The 19,993-nt window shown below is 66.5% G+C and carries 17 protein-coding genes, 1 tRNA gene and 3 pseudogenes; 10 read left to right on the top strand and 11 right to left on the bottom strand.

The window, feature by feature from the left end; genetic code table 11:
- From J2728_RS17495 to J2728_RS17480, 4 genes are all read right to left on the bottom strand, one after another.
- Positions 1-94: hypothetical protein (locus J2728_RS17495; protein ID WP_404979790.1), on the bottom strand; the 94-nt coding region annotated here is incomplete at its 3' end.
- Between the two features lie 22 nt (positions 95-116).
- The gene (locus tag J2728_RS17490) at positions 117-1,316 is read right to left on the bottom strand and encodes an AGE family epimerase/isomerase (RefSeq protein WP_310001203.1); all 1,200 of its coding nucleotides are present in this window, start codon (positions 1,314-1,316) and stop codon (positions 117-119) included.
- Between the two features lie 16 nt (positions 1,317-1,332).
- Entirely contained in the window at positions 1,333-2,343 is a 1,011-nt protein-coding gene (gene galE / locus J2728_RS17485; RefSeq protein WP_310001202.1) for a UDP-glucose 4-epimerase GalE, read from the bottom strand.
- A gap of 48 nt (positions 2,344-2,391) precedes the next feature.
- The gene (locus J2728_RS17480) at positions 2,392-3,045 is read right to left on the bottom strand and encodes an exopolysaccharide biosynthesis polyprenyl glycosylphosphotransferase (RefSeq protein ID WP_310001200.1); all 654 of its coding nucleotides are present in this window, start codon (positions 3,043-3,045) and stop codon (positions 2,392-2,394) included.
- A gap of 584 nt (positions 3,046-3,629) precedes the next feature.
- Between J2728_RS17480 and J2728_RS17475 the strand changes: the two are divergent.
- Positions 3,630-6,197, top strand: a pseudogene (locus J2728_RS17475) (TonB-dependent receptor); the annotation flags it as partial.
- Positions 6,198-6,222: 25 nt separating this feature from the next.
- On the top strand, positions 6,223-7,035 hold the full coding sequence (locus J2728_RS17470) for a hypothetical protein (protein ID WP_310001197.1): 813 nt from the start codon (positions 6,223-6,225) through the stop codon (positions 7,033-7,035).
- A 291-nt stretch (positions 7,036-7,326) separates the two neighbouring features.
- Here J2728_RS17470 and J2728_RS17465 read toward each other — a convergent pair.
- Positions 7,327-7,417, bottom strand: a tRNA-Ser gene (locus J2728_RS17465).
- 39 nt (positions 7,418-7,456) lie between these two features.
- On the opposite strand from J2728_RS17465, the gene hfsE reads away from it, so the two are divergent.
- Positions 7,457-9,067 carry a polysaccharide biosynthesis protein HfsE gene (gene hfsE, locus J2728_RS17460; RefSeq protein WP_473701040.1) on the top strand — a complete coding sequence of 537 codons (1,611 nt, stop codon included), beginning with the start codon at positions 7,457-7,459 and terminating at the stop codon, positions 9,065-9,067.
- Positions 9,068-9,268: 201 nt separating this feature from the next.
- Here the strand turns inward: hfsE and J2728_RS17455 are convergent, their stop codons facing one another.
- The gene (locus tag J2728_RS17455) at positions 9,269-9,547 is read right to left on the bottom strand and encodes a sel1 repeat family protein (RefSeq protein ID WP_013079866.1); all 279 of its coding nucleotides are present in this window, start codon (positions 9,545-9,547) and stop codon (positions 9,269-9,271) included.
- A gap of 652 nt (positions 9,548-10,199) precedes the next feature.
- Here J2728_RS17455 and J2728_RS17450 point away from each other — a divergent pair.
- Together J2728_RS17450 and J2728_RS17445 are read left to right on the top strand one after the other, a co-directional pair.
- Positions 10,200-10,685, top strand: a complete 486-nt coding sequence (locus J2728_RS17450) for an RcnB family protein (protein ID WP_310001192.1) — start codon at positions 10,200-10,202, stop codon at positions 10,683-10,685.
- Between the two features lie 191 nt (positions 10,686-10,876).
- On the top strand, positions 10,877-11,242 hold the full coding sequence (locus tag J2728_RS17445) for a proteophosphoglycan 5 (protein WP_310001191.1): 366 nt from the start codon (positions 10,877-10,879) through the stop codon (positions 11,240-11,242).
- 77 nt (positions 11,243-11,319) lie between these two features.
- Here the strand turns inward: J2728_RS17445 and gatB are convergent, their stop codons facing one another.
- Positions 11,320-12,816 carry an Asp-tRNA(Asn)/Glu-tRNA(Gln) amidotransferase subunit GatB gene (gene gatB, locus J2728_RS17440; protein ID WP_310001190.1) on the bottom strand — a complete coding sequence of 499 codons (1,497 nt, stop codon included), beginning with the start codon at positions 12,814-12,816 and terminating at the stop codon, positions 11,320-11,322.
- Positions 12,817-13,055: 239 nt separating this feature from the next.
- Here gatB and J2728_RS17435 point away from each other — a divergent pair, with 239 nt between their 5' ends.
- Positions 13,056-13,661: a hypothetical protein gene (locus J2728_RS17435; RefSeq protein ID WP_310001189.1), complete on the top strand. Its 606-nt coding sequence runs from the start codon at positions 13,056-13,058 to the stop codon at positions 13,659-13,661.
- Positions 13,662-13,717: 56 nt separating this feature from the next.
- On the opposite strand, the gene gatA is transcribed toward J2728_RS17435, so the two are convergent.
- The gene (gene gatA, locus J2728_RS17430) at positions 13,718-15,190 is read right to left on the bottom strand and encodes an Asp-tRNA(Asn)/Glu-tRNA(Gln) amidotransferase subunit GatA (protein ID WP_310001188.1); all 1,473 of its coding nucleotides are present in this window, start codon (positions 15,188-15,190) and stop codon (positions 13,718-13,720) included.
- Entirely contained in the window at positions 15,190-15,477 is a 288-nt protein-coding gene (gene gatC / locus J2728_RS17425) for an Asp-tRNA(Asn)/Glu-tRNA(Gln) amidotransferase subunit GatC (RefSeq protein ID WP_310001186.1), read from the bottom strand. Before gatC ends, gatA begins: the two co-directional genes overlap by 1 nt.
- A 95-nt stretch (positions 15,478-15,572) precedes the next feature.
- Between gatC and ruvX the strand changes: the two genes are divergently transcribed.
- On the top strand, positions 15,573-16,043 hold the full coding sequence (gene ruvX / locus J2728_RS17420; protein ID WP_013079873.1) for a Holliday junction resolvase RuvX: 471 nt from the start codon (positions 15,573-15,575) through the stop codon (positions 16,041-16,043).
- 67 nt (positions 16,044-16,110) lie between these two features.
- Positions 16,111-16,214 (top strand): annotated as a pseudogene (locus tag J2728_RS17415) (hypothetical protein); the annotation flags it as partial.
- Positions 16,215-16,522: 308 nt separating this feature from the next.
- Here the strand turns inward: J2728_RS17415 and J2728_RS22335 are convergent.
- Positions 16,523-16,599, bottom strand: a pseudogene (locus J2728_RS22335) (hypothetical protein); the annotation flags it as partial.
- A gap of 319 nt (positions 16,600-16,918) precedes the next feature.
- On the opposite strand from J2728_RS22335, the gene J2728_RS17410 reads away from it, so the two are divergent.
- Together J2728_RS17410 and pyrC are read left to right on the top strand one after the other, a co-directional pair.
- The gene (locus J2728_RS17410; RefSeq protein WP_310001184.1) at positions 16,919-17,914 is read left to right on the top strand and encodes an aspartate carbamoyltransferase catalytic subunit; all 996 of its coding nucleotides are present in this window, start codon (positions 16,919-16,921) and stop codon (positions 17,912-17,914) included.
- Entirely contained in the window at positions 17,911-19,212 is a 1,302-nt protein-coding gene (pyrC, locus tag J2728_RS17405) for a dihydroorotase (protein WP_310001181.1), read from the top strand. Before J2728_RS17410 ends, pyrC begins: the two co-directional genes overlap by 4 nt.
- Here the strand turns inward: pyrC and J2728_RS17400 are convergent.
- Positions 19,209-19,889: a hypothetical protein gene (locus J2728_RS17400; protein WP_310001178.1), complete on the bottom strand. Its 681-nt coding sequence runs from the start codon at positions 19,887-19,889 to the stop codon at positions 19,209-19,211. The genes pyrC and J2728_RS17400 overlap by 4 nt on opposite strands.
- Positions 19,890-19,993 lie beyond the last annotated feature (104 nt).

Genomic DNA, 19,993 nt, shown 5'->3' with positions numbered 1-19,993 from the left:
TCGGCATGCCTTGGTGTCCCGACTTGGCCTTGTGCACGGCGTCCATGGAAAGGACGCGGATCGCGTCGGCCATCTTGATGGGCGAAACGGGCATGATGGGACTCCGGGCAAGAGCGTTAAACGACATCTTCGAGCCTGACCTCTCGATGCGTTTCGAGCGCGGCGGTCACCCCGACGTCCATCTCAAGAAGCCCGCAGATGATGTGATAGAGCGAGCTGGCCGGCGCGGGCTCGACGACGAACGAACCGTCGGCTTGGTAGCGATCAACCCAGAGCCCGGCGACGGGCACATCAAGATACTTGAGCAACCCTTCGGCGCCGGCGGCGGCCGTGCTCCAGTATCGGGCATCTCCGGTCAACCGCGCGGCCAGTACGCCGGCCTTGATCCGTTCGGTCTGGGGCCAGAGGCGCGCGTTGGCGTCATGTACGGTGAGATCGTCCAGCAGGGCGAAGTAGGCAACGCCGCGCACGGGATCAATCCCGTGATCATCCGCTATGGCGATCAGCCGCAAGGCGTTGGATCTGGCATCTTCCCGCCCCGTGATTTGGCTCCAGCGCAGAAGAAGCCAAGCCCATTCGAATTGGTGGCCAGGCTCGACGAGCCGACCTTCGACGCCAGGCATGGGCGACCAGTCACCAGCGAAGAACTCTCGCAAAGCGCCGCTTCCATCTTGGATGAAGCGGCCAAGAGCCAACTCGGCGATCTCGTCGGCAAGCTCTCGCCAGCGCGCATCCCCCCCCCGTTCCACCCAAGCGAGAAACGCCTCGAACAGGTGCATATGAGGATTGGATTGCAACGGGAGGCTACGGGGATTTGTTTCCTCGAAGCCTGCCTCCGGATGCTTCAGAGAAGCAACTAGCGCTTCCCGAAGCCGCACGGCGACGCCGGTCAAATCCTCACGCTCCGGCAGCGCCTCGCTCGCCGCGGCCAGACAAAAGAGGGCAAAGGCCTGATCATACAAAGACACGGTCTCGTCCAGCACCTCGCCGCCAGGGGCAACAAGGGTGCGGATCAAGCCATCGGGTCTTACGTAGTGGTTGATGAAGAAGAATAGGGCATGTTCAAGCGCCTCACGCCAGGGCCCGTCCCAACCCAGGGCTTTCGCGGCCGCGTAGACATAAACTTGGCGCGCGGCGACCCTGGCCCGGCGAGGAGCCTCGAAGGCTAGCCCCTCCTGCGTGATCTTCTCGAAGAAACCTCCGCGCTCATGATCGGCGCCGACAGTCCACCAAATCGGCAGCGCCTTTTCGAGCGCCCAAGCCTTCAGTTGGTCGCGCAGCTCGACGGTGCGCTTGAGTGCGTTTTGCTCGCTCATCTGACGGCTCCGCTCCTTAAACTTCAAGGCTGTTTTCGGGGATTGCCCCATCAACCGAAATCTGGGCCCGATGCCAGCGCCACGCGCTGGAAAGGATCGTGTCGAGATCGCGAGAAGGAGCCCAACCGAGCATCTGGCGGGCCTTGGCGTTGTCACCGACCAGGCTGGGCGCATCGCCTAGACGACGCGGCGCCATCTGGAGCGGCAACGGCTTGCCCGTCGCGCGGCCTACGCCATCGACCAGCTCGCGCACCGTGGTGCCAGTTCCACTTCCCAGATTGAAGGCTTCGGACGATCCGCCGGCCAGCAGCCGCTTGAGCGCCGCAACGTGGGCGTCGGCTAGGTCCAGTACGTGGACGTAGTCGCGCACCGCCGTGCCATCGCGAGTGTCGTAGTCGTCGCCGAAAACCGTGAAGTGCGGCCGTTGGCCCAGGGCGACCTGGATCGCCAGCGGAATGGCGTGGGTCTCGGGCTCGTGCCACTCGCCGATGCGCCCCTCCGGATCAGCGCCTGCGGCGTTGAAGTAGCGCATCACCGCGCTCCGGAACCCGACATAGCGATCGTAGTCCGCAAGAGCCTGCTCAACCATCAGCTTGCCCCGGCCATAGGGGTTCAGCGGCGCCTGGGGATGGGTCTCATCCATAGGCAGCGTCACCGGTTCTCCAAAGGTCGCGCAGGTCGAGGAGAAGACCATGGCATTGACGCCGGCGCGGCGAGCGGCCTCGATCAAGGTGATGGTCCCGCCGACATTGTTGTCGAAGAAGGCGCCAGGATTCTTCACCGACTCGCCGACTTCGATACGGGCAGCGAAGTGCAAGACGGCGACCGGCGCGTGGGCGGCGAACACAGCGTCCAGCCGAGCGGCGTCGCGGATGTCGCCGACTTCCAGCGGCCCCCATTGGACGTGTTCGCGGTGGCCGTTCGACAAGTCGTCGAAAACGACTGGACGGAAACCCGCCGCAGCCAGGGCCATACAGCAGTGCGAGCCGACATAGCCCGCACCGCCGGTGACGAGAACGCTTTGCATGAAATTTCCCCGGCCATGGTGGGGGAGGACCCCACCATGGTTCAACGCCTAGTAGGCGTTTTCAGCCAACAGCAGATGCGGCACGGTCATCAACAGGATCTTGATGTCGCCGCTCAAGGTCCACCGCTCGATGTACTCGTTGTCCGCGTCGACACGGGCGGCCATGGCTTCGACCTCGTTGGTGCCGCCGCGCAAGCCCTTGATCTGGGCCAGCCCCGTCAGGCCGGGCCGCGCTCGAAAGCGCAGGTGATAGTTCGCGATCTGGGCTCCGTAGTGCTCGTCGTGAGCCAGAGCATGAGGACGCGGCCCCACGATCGACATGTCGCCACGCAGGACATTCAGCAGCTGCGGCAGCTCGTCGATGCTGGTCTTGCGGATGATGCGACCGATCGCCGTGATGCGATCGTCGTCGCGCTTGGCCTGGACAACCTTGGAGCCGTTTTCCTGGCACCGCATCGAGCGGAACTTCAGGATGGTGAAGGCTTGGCCGTTCAAGCCGCCACGCGATTGACGAAAGAGCACGGGGCCCGGGGATTCGAGCTTGATCAGCACGGCGATGAGCGCCAGCAATGGTGCGAAGAACAGCAAGGCGCCGCCCGCCACCAGGATATCCATCGCTCGTTTAAGCGGATCCTTCGCGACCGGAGACGCCTGTACGGCGCAAGGTAGCTGTTCCGCTGTCGGATTAGATACGATCAGCACGTGGTCCCCACCAGTCAAAGCGTTCGGGTCTTTGCCCGATGATTTAGAAAGCCTTTACTAAATCGGCGCTCCGCAAACAACCGCTCGCGGGGGTTGTTAACCAACCTTTTTTCGCGGCGAAGCGAATCCTGCGCGTTGAACGGACATTTTGCGCCCCAATGACGGGCGCCAGCCCAGCACTCCAATAGAGTTCAGTTAAAAAGAATATCGCTCGCGGACCAGCAAAGTGTGACGAAATGCACACGACCACCACCCAGCGTTGGAGCGGAACCCAGACAATTCTTAAGCGCGCGGATTCCTATTTGAGTCTGTTAAACGCTCAAGTTGAAATAGCGTCTCGGCGGGTAGATCGCGCGCCCGGGCCCGCGCGCCGGCCCGGCCCTATGAAGCCGCTTGCGCGCGTCCGCTCAAAGCGCATTCCGAATGTGCGTGAAGCGATGCGCCCTGATGCGCGTATCGCTATCGCAAAACATTGGTTTTTTCGACGTCAGATCGACACCGAACCTTAGCGGCCACGTCGTCGAAACGCCTTAACCGCCAACCGTCCGCAATGCTGGAGGGGTGGCGTGCAGAATTCCAATCACCGTGGGCTCATCGCCGCTCTGCTGGCCACCAGCGGGCTTTGCGCGCCGGTCGCCGCCCTCGCCCAGGAGGCGACGGCCGTCGAGGAAGTGGTGATCACCGGCCAGCGCGAGGCCCAGCGCGCGGCGATCGCGGTCAAGCGCGAGGCCTTCGTGGTGTCCGACGTCGTCTCGGCCGACGACATCGGCAAGCTGCCCGACCACAACACCGCCGCCGCCCTGCGCCGCATTCCCGGCATCTCGGTGATGGAAGACCAGGGCGAGCCGCGCTTCCCGGTCATTCGCGGCCTGCGCTCGACCTACAACCGCACCACCATCGACGGCGCCCTGGTGGCCTCGGTCGACGAGAGCGGCCGCACCGTGCCGATGGACATCGTCCCGTCGGTGATGGCCGGGCGCCTGGAGGTCATCAAGACGGTGACGCCCGAGAACGACGGCAACGCCATCGGCGGCGTCATCAACGTCACCACCCGCAGCGCCTTCGACGCGGGCCGTCCGTTCTTCAACGGCATGGCCTCGTATGGCGACTACGAACGCCATGGCGACGTGCGCAACGACAAGCCGTCCTATCGCCTGGCCTTCGCGGCCGGCCGTACCTTTGGCGCGGAAGACCAGTGGGGGGTGGTGATCGGCGCCTCGCACGAGCAACTGGACTACGACATTCCCCAGGTCGAGGCGGCCGACCCCTCGGTGCGCGAATACACCGCCGCCGGGGCGCCCGTGCTGTCGGGCGCGGCCACCGGCAACGGCATCCAGGTGCCGACCCAAGTTCGCCTGTTCTGGTACAACAACACCAAGCAGCGCAGCGGCCTGAACGGCAAGATCGAGTACCGCCCCAACGACGCCTTCCGCTGGGACGCCTCGGTGCTGGCCTCGCGCATGGAAGACGACGAAGAGCGGATCGAGTACCGCGTCGAGCCCCTGGGCAACGTCGCCAACCAGACCCAGACCAGCGGCGCGTTCGCGCGGGGCCGCGGCATCATCCAGCTGAACCAGCCGATCACCACCCGCGAGATCGGCCTGGCGCGCACCGGGTTTTCCTGGGACTTCGCCCCCGGTTGGAAGGCCCAAGGCGACCTCGTCTACTCGCTGGCGGGGCTGAAGGTGCCCAACCACTCGGTGGAGTTCCGCACCGTCGACGCCCAGGGCGCCAACTACGCCTTCACCTACGACACGACCAACCCGCTGTTCCCGGTCTTCACCCCCGTGAACGAGGCCGCCTCGCGCAATCCCGCCAACTATGCGCTGCAGCAGCACCGCGACGCCCTGACCAAGACCAATGAGACCACTACTCAGGCCCGACTGGATCTGGCCTATGACACCGGCGCGGCCTGGAAACTGAAGTTCGGCGGCGTGGCGCGCTCTAGCGAGCGCGACTTCCGAAGCTCGCAGGTCAACTACCGGGCGGGAACAGGCTTCACCTACACCCTGGCCGAGGTCGACAAGGCCGGTCCGAGCGAACTGATCGCGGGTCGCTATTTGCTGAACCCGCGCATCGACGCCGACGCGGCCATGGCGTTCTTCCAGGCCAACCGCGGCCGCTTCACCACCACCGTGGCCGCTCCAACCGGCAACTATGACGTCAGCGAGGACGTGTGGGCGGGCTATGTCCAAGGCAGCTACCAGGTCGGCGACCTGACGGTGCTGGGCGGCGTCCGCTACGAGCACACCAAGGTGACGTCGGACGCCGTGCGAAACGCCGGCGGCGTGCTGACCCCGGTGTCCAACGAAGGCGGCTATGGCAATTGGCTGCCGAGCCTGCATCTGCAGTGGAAACCGCGCGCGGACGTCATCGTCCGCGCGGCATGGACCAACACCATCGGCCGGCCCGACTATGGCTCGCTGGCGGCGACCGAGAACCTGAACTTCGACGGCAGCCAGCCGACCCTGTCGCGCGGCAATCCGGACCTGAAGCCGCGCGAGAGCGAGGGTTTCGACCTGTCGCTGGAATACTATCCGACCGACGGCATGATCTCGCTGGCGGTGTTCTCCAAGGACATCAAGAACGAGATCTTCACCCTGTCATCCAGCGCGCGGATGGATGTTGGCCGAGGCGTCGAGACCGTGCTGATCTCGACGCCGCGCAACGCCGAGACCGCCAAGATCAAGGGCGTCGAATTCGCCGTGCAGCAGGCCTTCACCTTCCTGCCCGCGCCGTTCGACGGCTTCGGCTTCAACGGCAACCTCACCTGGCTGGACACGGAGTTCACCTTCCTGACCTCGACCGGCCCGCGCGTAACGGGCCTGTTCCAGCAGCCCGACATCACGACCAACGAGTCGATCTACTATCAGCGCGGACCATTCGAGGCCCGGGTGTCGCACAACTACATCGGCGGCCAGCTGGAGACGATCAACGACGCCAACGTCAATTCCGACCAGTATTGGAAGGGACGCCACGTGTTCGACGCCAGCCTGTCCTGGCGCTGGAACGAGCGGGTGAGCTTCTTCGTCGAGGGGCAGAACCTGTCGAACACCGGCCGTCAGGAAGTGACCGGCCCGGGCCGGCGCTACCTCCAGGAATGGGCGAACTACGGCCGCACCTACTGGGTCGGCGCGGCCATCAACTTCTGATCGGCCGCCAAGGAGTCTTCGGACCATGCCCATCGCCCTGATCCTGGCGACCGCACTGCAAGCCGCGGCGCCCGCCGAACTGGCTTCCCCGCCGACCCTCGCCGGCTTCGAGACCGAGCGCCGCTACGCGAGCAACGCCAGCCAAGGCGTGGCGGTCGGGCCAAACGACCTCTACGCGGTCAGCAACTTCAATATCGCGCGGCTGGACAAGAAGACCGGCGAAAAGCGCGCCGAGTGGACCGGCGAGAAGGCCCGCTTCCCGCATATAAACTCGTGCGCCCTGATCCGCGCCGACCTCGTGTGCGCCAGCTCGAACTTCCCCGCGACGCCGCACGTCAGCACGGTCGAGATCTTCGATCCCGTCACCTTGACGCACCGCGGGAGCGTTTCGCTGGGTCTGGGCACGGGCTCGATCACCTGGGTCGACCGCAAGGACGGCTTCTGGTGGGCGATGTTCGCCAATTACGACGCCAAGGGCGGTGAAGCGCCTCGCGATCATAGGCACACGACCTTGGTCAAGTTCGACGACCAATGGCGGCGGCTGGAGGGCTGGGCCCTGCCGACGACGATCCTTGAACGCATCAAGCCGATGAGCATCTCGGGCGGCGGCTGGGGTCCGGACGGTCGACTCTATCTGAGCGGCCACGACCTTCCCGAGCTCTATGTCGTCGCCATTCCGGACGGCGGCGGCGTGCTCGACCATTTGGCGACCCTCCCCATGGAGGCCGAGGGCCAGGCCATCGACTGGGACGAGAGCGACAAGGGCATGCTGTACGGCATCACCCGCCGCACACGCGAGATCCTGCGGATGAGAGCGCCGACCTCGGTGAAACGCTAGCGCTCGACCGGGCCCTGGTCTTGGGCTCGCCCCTCTGGGCGATCCGCCGGCCAATCTGGAGCGATCATCGATCGCGAAGCCGCCGGACGGTCATCGCCGTGAGTCGCTCATGGCCGCGGGGCGTCGCCAACCGACACGCCCGCCCACGCCCGCTTCGCCCGCGCCTTGTCCATCATGGGCGCGGAGTGGAGCGGTCGCGTTCAAACGCGGAAGCGCGAATTTTCCCCGACAAATCAACGGATCCTAGACGCCCGTGGGCGCGACCGGATTGCGCTGGAATAAGCGAGGGGATGGCGGAGACGGAGGGATTCGAACCCTCGATACCCTTTTGAGGTATGCCGCTTTAGCAAAGCGGTGCCTTCAGCCTCTCGGCCACGTCTCCTCCTGAGAGGGAGCGGTTCGATAGCCTGTTCGGTGCGACATGACAACGGCGTCAATGCCAAAAATATGCGTGTTAACGTCGCACTTAGAACGCTCCATTAGATTGAACGATGTTTTCCGAACATCGGTCGCCATGCAGCCTATTCCAGAGCCTAGTTCCACGCGCGCTTCCACCCTGGCGTTCAACGCCTCGGGGGACGTTTTGGCGCGCATCGGCGATGAGACCGACCGTCGCGGCCGCCAGCGGCGACGCTCGCCACTGCGTCCGCGAAAACTGGTGCCATCGCGCTCGCGGATGGACGCCCGTTGGCTGGCGCGCGTGTTCCGACTGGTCGACATCATCAGCGTCCTGTTGATCGCGGCGCCGGTCACCTTGGCGCGGGATCTGTTGACGGGCGTCACATGGACGCTGGCCATTCCAATCGCCCTGCGCGTCATGGGCGCCTACGCCTTTCCGCGCAAACGGAGCCTTGGCCGCCATCTTGGTCATGTGGGCCAGGCGCTGGCGATCGCGGCGATTCTCGCGACGATGGCGTCGCTGGTTTTCAATCCGCTGGATGCCCGCTCGGCTCTTGCCTTGATGGGCGCCAGCGGCTTCGTCGTCGCGCTGCACGCGGGCTGGTGGAAGATCATCGACAACGCGCGGCGCCACGGCTTGCTGACGCCCAACGTCGTCGTTGTCGGCGCCACCGCCAACGCCCAGCGCCTGATCGAAGCGGCGATGCGCACGGGCGAGGTCAACGTGCTGGGCCTGTTCGACGATCGGCTGCGCCGCGCGCCCGTGAACATCCTGGGCGTGCCGCTGCTAGGCGACACCGACGCCCTGCTCCATCACCGGCTCGCCCCCTACATCGACCGCGTGGTCATCGCCATCACCGCGAGCGCCGAGGCGCGCGTCAACGAACTGGCCGAGAAGCTGGGCGTCCTCCCCCACCCCCTGAATCTCTTCGTCGACGGCGGAACGCCGGACGAGGACGACGCGACGCTGGCGCGCATAGCGGCCGGCGCGGAGCACCCACTGTCAGGTTGGAGCGATCTTTGCCGACGTCGCGTGCTGGCCAAACGTATCCTGGATCTGACGCTGGCCGTGATCGGCTTGGTCGTCGCCAGCCCGATCATGTTGGCGATCGCGCTCGCCGTGAAGCTGGACAGCCCCGGCCCCGTCTTCTTTCGCCAGCGCCGTCACGGTTTCAACAACGAGGAATTCCTGGTCTGGAAATTCCGCTCGATGCGGCAAGAAGCGGCGGACGCCCAGGCCTCGCGGCAGATCCGCGCCGGCGACGACCGCGTGACTCGCGTCGGACGCTTCATCCGCGGGACCAGCCTCGACGAACTACCTCAGCTGCTCAACGTGCTGCGGGGCGAGATGTCGATTGTCGGTCCCCGCCCCCACGCGGTGGGCATGAAGACCGCCGGCGTCGAGTCGGCCAAGCTGGTGGCCGAATACGCTCACCGCCACCGGATGAAACCGGGTCTTACGGGCTGGGCGGCGATCAAGGGCTCGCGCGGGCCGGTCGATACGCCCGAATGCGTCAGACGCCGCGTCGCTCTCGATGTGGAATATATCGAGCGCCAGTCGTTCTGGCTGGATCTCTACATCATCCTGATGACCGTGCCGTGCCTGCTGGGAGACCGCTCGGCGGTGCGCTAGGCGCACGGGTCGAAACGAGCCGTCGGCTCCGGAGGACGCGCGCGGAAAAGGACCCGGATCACGGGCGGGCTTCTAGCATCCCGCCCCAGCGAGGGACGGGACAAGGCGGCTTTCGCCGCGGGCGGCCTCGAGCGGCCGCCGAGGACGGACGCCTGGCTCAGGCGACCTCGGATGACGGATAGTGAGCCCGTAGAACCGGGCTCAGCCGTGGGCGAGCCATTCGCGGGCCTGGCGCTGGGCCTCGGCGACGTCTTCGCTGGCCATCTCCTGCGCCAGCTCCTTGCGATAGAGCTTGGCTTCCACCGAACCGCGCATGGCGGCCAGATTGAACAGCATGTGGGCCGAGACATAGTCGAGCGGCGCGCCGCCCTGACCGGTCGAGTAAAGCAGCCCCATGCGGAACAGCTCGTCGCCGGTGGACTCGGCGGTCGGCAGCGGCAGGGTGGCGACGACGGCCGGCGGTTCATTCATCAACATCATGGCTCATCTCCTTTCTTAGGCTCACCACGGCGTTCTGCCGGATCAGAGCACGAATGGAGCAAAGTCCAGCGCGACTGAACATATAGTTAATCGCGCCAACATGATGAATGCGACCAAATGTATACTCGACGCCCGGCCTGATTACTGGCTGTAAATGATAGTATATGACGCCTTAACGCGCCTTCCGGCCGAACAGCAGCTTTCGGCTCTCTTCCGTCGCTTTTTCCGACGCTTGAAGGCCTTTGACCGCGGTTTCGCGCCAAGTTCGCGGCCTTTCTGAACGGCGTCACGGGCGCCAACCCCGCTCGAACCAGCTCCTCAAATTGGGGACCTCATCCAGAATTATGCCCTGGCTCTTCCGCGGAACCATCCAAGGGCACTTCGTGAAGTCGGCGGTGGACAAAGCGCCGCGGATGAAATCGCGCGCCTCGAAACGCTTGTTCAGCACGCCATCGAGGCGATGCGTCTCGTTGGCGCTCTCTCAATCTTCAGCCGCCGGAGCATGGCCGTCTCGCCATCGCTCGCCGAAGGGCCGCGCGCGCTTCCCTGTCGCCGCCATTCAGGCTCGGTTCAGTCGGGCGACGCGATCATGCGTTCAAAGGTCGAGGGAACCTCTCGGCGGCTCCGGCCGCCGTCCATAGGAGAAGACGACATGAAACGTCTGCTGCTCATGATCGCCGCCGTCGCCTCGGTGGCCGGCCCGATGGCCCTGTCGGCGACGGACGCCAGCGCGCAGGACCGCGGACGCTGGGACCATCGGGACCGCGACTGGGATCGTGATCGCGGCCGCTGGGACAACGACCGTCACAACGGTTGGGACCGGCGAGATCGCTGGGATCGCCACGACCGCTGGGATCACGGCCGTCACAACGGCTATTACTACAACAGCCGCTGGCACTACGGCCCGCCGCCCTCGGCCTACTACGGCCGTCCCGGCTATCGACCGGGCTATGAAGCCTGGCGACGCGGGGCCTATCTGCCCCCCCACTATCGTGGCGGCGGCTATGTGGTGAACGACTACTATCGCTATCACCTGCGCCCGCCGCCCCGCGGCTACTACTGGTACCGCACGGGCAATGACTACGTGCTCGCGGCGATCGCCACCGGCCTGATCTTCGAAGTGATCGCCAACCGCTAGACCTCAAGCTGGCGAATACGCTGGCCACGGCGTCCTGGGCTATGCCTGGGACGCCGCTTTGCGGCCATGCTCGCCACAACCTTGCCGCGCATGGGGCGCAAAGGCCCGATTGCGAAGTCATTTCAACCGCATTGGCGGCCCAGCGTGAACGGTGCGTCACAACCCGACGCTGCCGAAACAGGTCCGAGACCATGAAGACCCCGCGCATCACCACCGCCGCCGTCGCTCTGGCCGCCGTCGCCTTCGCCGGCTCGGCCATGGCCCAGGCCACCCTGCCCCAGACTTCGCCGGCCAATCCGTCGCCGATGACCACGACGCCGGCGCCGACCAACGACGCGACGACGTCCACCGACGCGACGACCCAGAGCTCGCCCGAAACCGCCGCCCCGGCCGAAAGCGCCGGCTCGCCGACTTCCGCCACCGCGCCCACCAGCGACGACGGCGCGGCCATGACGGGCGAAAAGGCCGCCAAGAAGAGCAAGAAACACAAGGGCCATGGCGACGACGCCAAGACCCCGTCGTCCAGCGATCCGTCCTCGCCGACCACGCCGCAATAAGAAAAAAGTTCGCATCAACGAAGAAGGGCCCGCGGTTGTCGCCGCGGGCCCTCGTCATTTTCAGCGCTCTCTAGCGCCTATTCGACGCCGAGCTTCTTGCGCAGCAGCTCGTTGACCGTGGCGGGGTTGGCCTTGCCGCCGGTGGCCTTCATCACCTGGCCGACGAACCAGCCCAGGGCCTGCGGCTTGTCCTTCACGGCCTCGGCCTTGTCGGGGTTGCCGGCGATCAGGTCGTCGATGGCTTTCTCGATGGCGCCGGTGTCGTTGATCTGCACGAGGCCGCGCTTCTCGACGATCTCGGCGGGACGGCCTTCGCCGGCCCACATGTGCTCGAAGACCTCCTTGGCGATCTTCGACGAGATGGTGCCGTTCTCGATCAGCTCGACCAGTTGGGCGATGTCCGACGACGGCAGCGGCGAGTCCGTGAACGACGTCCCAGCGGCCGACAGCTTGGCCAGCAGCTCGTTGGTCACCCAGTTGGCCACCAGCTTGGCGTCGCGGCCCTTGGCTGCCGCCTCGAAATAGTCGGCGCGATCGGCGTCGATGATCAGCACGCCCGCGTCATAGGCCGACAGGCCATACTGGCTCTGCAGGCGCGCCTTCTTGGCGTCCGGCAGCTCCGGCAGGGTCTGTTCGATCGACTTCACCCAGGCCGGGTCCAGCACCAGCGGCAGCAGGTCCGGATCGGGGAAGTAGCGGTAGTCGTGCGCCTCTTCCTTGGACCGCATCGAGCGAGTCTCGCCCTTGGTGGGGTCGAACAGGCGGGTTTCCTGGTCGATCTTGCCGCCGTCCTCGAGGATCTCGATCTGGCGACGGGCCTCGTACTCGATGGCCTGCTGGATGTAGCGATAGCTGTTGACGTTCTTGATCTCGCAGCGCGTGCCCAAGTGCTTGAAGTCGCCGGTTTCACGGAACTTCTCGTAGGCGCCCGGACGGCAGACCGAGACGTTCACGTCGGCGCGCAGGTTGCCCTTCTCCATGTCGCCGTCGCAGGTGCCCAGATAGACGAGGATCGTCCGCAGCTTCTTGACGTAGGCGGCGGCCTCTTCCGAGGTGCGCATGTCCGGCTTGGAGACGATCTCCATCAGCGCCGTGCCCGCGCGGTTCAGGTCGACATAGGTCGCGTTCGGATCCTGGTCGTGCAGCGACTTGCCCGCGTCTTGCTCCAGGTGGAGGCGCTCGATGCGCACGTCGAAGGTCGTGCCGTCGTCGCGCTCGACGCTGACCACGCCCTCGCCGACGATCGGCTGGTCGAACTGACTGATCTGATAGCCCTGCGGCAGGTCCGGATAGAAGTAGTTCTTCCGGTCGAAGCGGCTCTTCAGGTTGATCTGGGCCTTCAGGCCAAGGCCGGTCTTCACGGCTTGCTCGACGCAGAACTTGTTCAGCACCGGCAGCATGCCCGGCATGGCCGCGTCCACGAGGCTGACTTGCTCGTTCGGGCCCGCGCCGAAGCCGACGGCGGCGCCGGAGAAAAGCTTGGACTTGCTGGCGACCTGAGCGTGCACCTCGAGACCGAGGACCATTTCCCAGGGGCCGGTGCGGCCTTGGATCTGTTTGGATTCTTGCGTCATGGCCGTCTCTCTACATCAAGCGCCCTAGGCCGGAAAAGCTTTCGGCGCCGCGCGCGGGGCATCTTCCGCTAGGACGGCGCGGGCCAAGCTTCAAAGCTCTCGATGAGATGCGGCGTCGTTCTTTTCCGTCTTTCTGAATTGAGGCCCGATTTCGTCAAATCTGGCGCCATTGCGAGGCAAGGGAACCGTCGAGTTATCGCATCGTTCATTTTCTGAACTGCTCACTCACGGAGGTAGAAATGCCCACCGCCCGCACTATCCGCCCTACCCTTAACTTCGACGCCGCTGAACCTGTCGTCACCACCGACGCCAATGCTTCGGCGCTGTTTCCCGCCCAACCCATCTATGCTCGGACGCCGAAGAAAAAGGCTTCCAACAATATGGCGCTCATGATCGGCGCGCCGATCGTGGCCGTCGCCGCCGGCGCCATGATCTGGGGCTTGACCACCCATCGCGCCGACGCGCCGACGGACACGCAATCCTTGCGGGTCGCCGCCGCCGAAAGTTCCGCGCCGTTGACCGCGCCGCTTCCGCCGGAGTCCGCCGCCACGCCGGCGCTGATCCCGCAACCGACCGAGATCGCCGCCAACGAGACGCCCGCCCCGGTCGCCCGTTCCACGCCCGCGCCTCGCGCCACCGCGCCCGCCCGCCGGGCCGGCCCGGTTCGCGAGACCGCGCCGTCGGTCGAGACCGCCTCGTCCAATGTCAGCGCCACCGTCCCGGCCACGCTGCCGACCGTCAGCGCCGCCCCGGCTCCGGCCATCGCCGAACCGGCCCCGCTGGTCGTCCCCTCGCCGGCCGCGCAACCGACGACGGCTCCGGCCGATCCCGCCAACCCGATGTAGGGTACGATACCCTCGAACGAAGAAGGGCGGCTCCACCGGAGCCGCCCTTTTCTAGATCACCACCACTTCTCGGCCTTAGCCTTGAAGCCGGCGGCCTTTTCGACCGCCCCGGCGACCGAGAACACCGTGCCCTCGTCGAGCGGCTTGCCGATGATCTGCAGACCCAGCGGCAGGCCGTTGGCGTCGAGGCCGGCGGGCAGCGACAGACCGGGCAGGCCCGCCAGGTTCGTCGTCACCGTGAAGACGTCGTTCAGGTACATGGCGATCGGGTCGTTGCTGTTCTCGCCCAGGCCGAACGCCGCCGAGGGCGCGGTCGGGGTGAGGATCGCGTCGCACTTGGTCCACGCGTTGTCGAAGTCCTCGGCGATGCGACGACGCACCTTCAGAGCCTTCAGGTAGTAGGCGTCGTAATAGCCGGCCGACAGCACGTAGGTGCCGATCAGGATGCGGCGCTTGACCTCGTCGCCGAAACCCGAGGCGCGCGTGTTCTCGTAGATCTCGGTGAGGTTCGCGCCCTCTTCGCGCAGGCCGTAGCGCATGCCGTCATAGCGGGCCAGGTTCGACGAGGCCTCGGCCGGCGCCACGATGTAGTAGGCCGGCAGGGCGTACTTGGTGTGCGGCAGGCTGATGTCGACGATCTCGCAACCGGCGTCCTTCAGCCAGGCGATGCCGTCCTGCCAGAGCTTCTCGATCTCGGCCGGCATGTTGTCGACGCGGTATTCCTTCGGAATGCCGATCTTCAGACCCTTCACCGACTTGCCGACGAACTGGGTGAAGTCCGGAACGGGGATGTCGAGGCTGGTCGAGTCCTTGGGGTCATGGCCCGACATCGAGGTCAGCAGCAGGGCCGCGTCCTCGACCGTCTTGGCGATCGGGCCGGCCTGATCCAGCGAGCTGGCGAAGGCGACGACGCCCCAGCGCGAGCAGCGGCCATAGGTCGGCTTGATCCCGACCGTGCCGGTGAAGGCGGCCGGCTGACGGATCGAGCCGCCGGTGTCCGTCGCCGTGGCCCCCAGGCACAGGTCCGCCGCGACCGCCGCAGCCGAACCGCCGGACGAGCCGCCCGGAGTCAGGGCCTTGTTCGAGCCCTGGGCGCGCCACGGGTTGGTCACCGGCCCGAAATAGCTGGTCTCGTTCGACGAGCCCATGGCGAACTGGTCAAGGTTCAGCTTGCCCAGCATCACCGCGCCGTCGCGCCACAGCTGGCTGGTCACCGTCGACTCGTAGGTCGGGACGAAGTTTTCCAGGATCTTCGAGCAGGCCGTGGTGCGCACGCCCTCGGTGCAGAAGAGATCCTTCACGCCCAGCGGCGCGCCTTCCAGCGGGCCGGCCTGGCCTTGCGCCCGGCGAGCGTCGGACTTGGCGGCCATGTCCAGCGCCTTTTCCGGCGTCTCCAGGATGTAGGCGTTCAGGCCGCGCGCGGCCTCGACGGCCTCGATGTGCGCCTTGGTCAGTTCGACCGAGGTGAATTCCCCCTTGGCCAGGCCATCGACGGCGGCCTTCAGGGTCAGCTTCGTGAGCGCGCTCATTATTCAACCACCTTGGGCACGACGAAGAAGTTGCCCACCGATTTGGGAGCGTTGCTGGTCACCTTGGCCGGGTCGCCGCCCATGGTCACGACGTCGTCGCGCAGCGGCAGGCCGGCGGCCACGACGCTGGTCAGCGGCTCGCAGCCATCGGTGTCCACCTCGGCCAGCTGCTCGATCCAGGTCATGATGCCGTTGAGCTCGTTGGCCAGGGCCTCGATGCGCTCCTCGGGTTCGGCGATGCGGGCGAGCCGGGCGACCTTCCGCACCGTGGCGGCGTCAATGGCCATGGGGATCTCCTGAAATTCGAACGCGTCGGTTACTAGGCCGGAGACAAGGTTTCAAGGAGTGGTTTCAGGCGGCGCGGCTCCTGATAAAGAGGGCCATGCCCGTTCTCGACATCGAAGACTTCGCCGCCGCCCTGCCCCAGTACGCCCCCGTGGTCGGCCTGGACCCCGGCGAGAAGACCATCGGCGTGGCCGTCTCCGACGTCACCCGCACGGTCGCCAGCCCCTTGGCCCTGATCGAAAAGACCAAGTTCAGCAAGGACGCCGAGGCCCTGTTCAAGCTGATGGACAGCCGCGGCGCGGTCGGAATCGTCATCGGCCTGCCGATGAACATGGACGGCACCGAGGGCGTGCGCTGCCAGAGCAACCGGGCCCTTGGCCGCAATCTCCTTCGCCTCAAGCCCGACCTGCCCATCACCTTCTGGGACGAGCGCCTGTCGACGGCGGCGGTGACGCGGGTGCTGATCGAGGAGCATGACGTGAACCGGAAGCGGCGGGCCGAGGTCGTGGACAAGATGGCGGCCGGCTGGATCCTGCAGGGCGCGCTGGAGCGGCTGCGGGGGTTGTGACGATCTCTGCTTCCCATCGGGGCCCGGGGGCCGCCGAGCCTGACACCCAACCCCTCCCTTCCCCTTGATGGGGAAGGGCCGGGGATGGGGTGATTGCTGAGGCGGCGGCCCCGCGCGGCGTCTGACGCTGTGTTCACCCCACCCCTACCCCTCCCCATCAAGGGGAGGGGGCGCTCTCAATCCAGACACACCCCCGCCGCTTCACGCGGCGGGCCGCTGAAGGGATGGAAAGGGACGCGGAGCGCCGGACGACGTCCGGAGTGCTTTAGCGTTGTTACCGTTTCGACGAAGCCCGACGCTCCGCGCGACCGTTATTCGAGAGCGCCCTGGTTTGGCGGTGTTCGCGCCTCCCCAGGCTCACGCCCCAGACGGGCGGGCCGGGCAACGAACCCGGTCCCGGACAGGAGCTATTAAGCCCCCCTGTACGCTCGCGGCCCACATCCAACGTCGTGAATGCGGTTGTGGAGTTTCCCCCACACCGACGAGCGCTCCGCTCGATCGCCCCCCGCCGCCACGATGGTCGCTGGCCATGCGCCCTTTCCTCGCGACGAGGTGGTTAGAGCATACGGGCGGTTTCAACGCGGATGATCCAGCGGCATGTAAAAATGGGAAGTTGCTGATTTCGTTGGGGTCCGTTCCGGATACGCGGATGAAAGAGCGCCGCGAACGCCCGTAAAATCCTCCCCCTAGCGGGGGAGGTGTCCGCGCAGCGGACGGAGGGGGAAGTCCTGCTGACCTTGCCTCTCCCCCCTCCGGTCCGTCGGACCGCCTCCCCCACGGGGGGAGGATTTATTCGCTAGCCATTCCCGTCCTCCACAGAGCGTTTCCCCTCCTTCACTTCCCTTCCTCGCCAAAGCCGCCTAAGACGCGGGCTCATGACGGCTTCAGCCCATGACCCCGCCCGCGCGGCCATCGAGACGATCCGCGCCCGCGTCTTCGCCTTTCCAAAGCGACATTTCCTTTCGGCGGGCGACCTGAACGCGATCCAGGCCACCGAACTGCTCGATCTGGCCGAGGCCTTTGTGGCGCTGAACCGGCAGACGTCCAAGACCCTGGACATCCTCAAGGGGCGGACCCTGATGAACCTGTTCTTCGAGAACAGCACCCGCACCCAGAGCTCGTTCGAGCTGGCCGGCAAGCGCCTGGGCGCCGACGTCGTCAACATGAACCCCAAGACCTCGTCGGTCGCCAAGGGCGAGACCCTGATCGACACGGCGGTCACGCTGAACGCGATGCGGCCCGACCTGCTGGTCATCCGCCACGCCTCTTCCGGCGCGGCCAGCCTGCTCTCGCAGAAGGTCAGCGGCCACGTGATCAACGCCGGCGACGGTCAGCACGAGCATCCGACCCAGGCCGTGCTGGACGCGCTGTCGATCCGCCGCGCGTTCGGCCGCGTCTCGGGCCTGACCGTGGCGATCTGCGGCGACGTGCTGCACAGCCGTGTCGCGCGCTCGAACGTCGCCCTGCTGCACACCCTGGGCGCCAGCGTGCGTCTGGTGGGTCCGCCCACCCTGATGCCGTCCCAGGCCGAGCGCTGGGGCGTCACCGTCCACCACGACATGAAGTCGGGCCTGGCCGGCGCCGACGTCGTCATGATGCTGCGCCTGCAGCTGGAGCGGATGCAGGGCGCCTTCGTGCCCTCGACCCGCGAGTACTTCCGCTTCTACGGCCTGGATCGCGAGAAGCTCTCCCGCGCGGCGCCCGGCGCGAAGGTCATGCACCCTGGCCCCATGAACCGGGGCGTCGAGATCGACTCCGACGTCGCCGACGATCCGGCCATCAGCCTGATCCAGGACCAAGTCGAGATGGGCGTCGCCGCCCGAATGGCGGTGCTGACCAGTCTCGCGGCCAGACTGGAGGCGGCCCAATGACCGCGTCCCAGCCCCTCGCCTTCGTCAACGCCCGCTTGGTCGATCCGGAAAGCGGCTATGACGGCCCCGGCGGCGTCATCGTCTCGGAAGGCGTCATCACCGACGTCGCCAAGGGCCGCGAGTTCGGCAAGCTGTCGAAGGCCGTCCGGGTCATCGACTGCGGCGGCGCCCTGCTCGCCCCCGGCCTGATCGACCTGCGCGTCCGCACCGGCGAACCCGGCGCCGAGACCAAGGAAACCCTGGCTTCAGCCGCCAAGGCCGCGGCGGCCGGCGGCGTCACCTCGTTCGTGGTCCAGCCCGACACCGCGCCGGCGATCGACGATCCCAGCGTCGTCGACTTCATCCTGCGCCGGGCGCGTGACATCGACAGCGCCCGTATCCTGGTGGCGGGCGCGGCGACGCGCGGCCTGAAGGGCGAGCAGATGGCCGAGATCGGCCTGATGCGCGAGGCCGGCTGCGTCTATGTCACCGACGCGGGCAAGCCGATCGTCGACAGCAAGGTCATGCAGCGCGTCCTGACCTATGCCAAGGGCTTCGACGCCCTGCTGGCCCACCGTCCGATGGACCCGTGGCTGGGCAAGGGCGGCGCGGCGATCGGCGGCGAGTTCGCCGGCCGCATGGGCCTGCCCTCGATCTCGCCGATGGCCGAGCGGATCATGCTGGAGCGCGACGTCGCCCTGCTGGAAGCCACCGGCGGCAAGCTGCTGGTCGATCAGATCACCTCGGCCCAGGCCCTGGAGACGCTGGAACGCGCCAAGAAGAAGGGGCTGCGGATCCACGCCTCGGTGTCGATCAACCACCTGTCGTTCAACGAGCTGGACATCGGCGACTACCGCACCTTCGCCAAGCTGAACCCGCCCCTGCGCGGCGAGGACGACCGCCAGGCGCTGATCGAGGCGCTGGCCTCGGGTCTGATCGATGTCGTGGTCTCCTCGCACAGCCCCGCTCCGGCGGAAGACAAGCGCCTGCCGTTCGACGAGGCCGCGCCGGGCGCGGTGGGTCTGGAGACCCTGCTGCCGGCCCTGCTGTCGCTGTATCACGAAGAGCGCATCGCCCTGGTCGACCTGATCCGCGCCGTCACCCTGGCCCCGGCCGAGCTGCTGGGCCTGCGCGGCGGCCGCATCTCGCCAGGCGCGCCGGCCGACCTGGTGCTGTGCGACATCGACGCGCCGATCATCGTCGACGCCGCGCGCCTGCTGTCGAAGTCCAAGAACTCGCCGTTCGACGGACGTCGCCTGCAGGGCCAGGTGCTGATGACCGTCGTGGACGGCCGGGTGGTTCACCGCGCGGAGGGCTAGACCCTCCGCGTCATCACCGCGAAGGCCACCGCGGTCGCCGCGCCGACCAGGGCGCCGGCGACGAGCCCGCCGATCGCGGCCAAGGCCCAGATGGGCCCCAGCGCCAGGCCCGAGGCGGCCAGATAGATGACCGGAAGGCCCAGCGCCCAGCCGACGGCGTTGCCGGCGATCCAGGGCCAGCTCGGCACGCCTAGGCCGCTCAGAGCCAAGGTCTGCACGCCGCCAAACAGGGCGCCGACCAGCACGCCAAAGCCAGACGCCATCAGGAACGTCGCCCCGACACCCGGATCGAAGCCACCCGCGGTCCCACCGTCGCCGGCGGCGAAGATCGAAAACGACGAGCCCACCGCCCAGCCCACCACCGCCACGACGCAGGTCGCCGTGGTCCAGCGCACGATCGATAGGCCCGGCAGACGACGGCTCATCAGATTGGCCTGGACCAGACCCAGCACAATGCCCTCGGGCACGCCGGACAGGGCCTTGAAGACGAGCATGGAGATTTGCTGAAACAGCCCGTCCGGCTCGGGCAGCAGGCCGTCGGCCCAGACCCACCAGGACGCGCCCAGCAGAATCCCAAACAACTCGGCCAAGGCGGTCAGCGCGATCCAGACCCCCCAGCCGTCGCGCCGCGCGTCCTGTCCGCCCACGCCCTGCGCCGCGCCCATAGTCCCCGCCATAACGACCCCCAACAGAATCCGCGCGACTTTGCCAGCGGATCGAAGCGATTTACACCATCCTTCGACACGGCGCGCTTGAGCTCGCACAAAACTCTCTCTAAGGT

Origin of the sequence: Caulobacter segnis (genome assembly GCF_031454995.1) — a bacterium.
Taxonomy (GTDB): Bacteria; Pseudomonadota; Alphaproteobacteria; order Caulobacterales; family Caulobacteraceae; genus Caulobacter; species Caulobacter segnis_E.
This window is presented reverse-complemented; position numbering and strand designations above follow the sequence as displayed.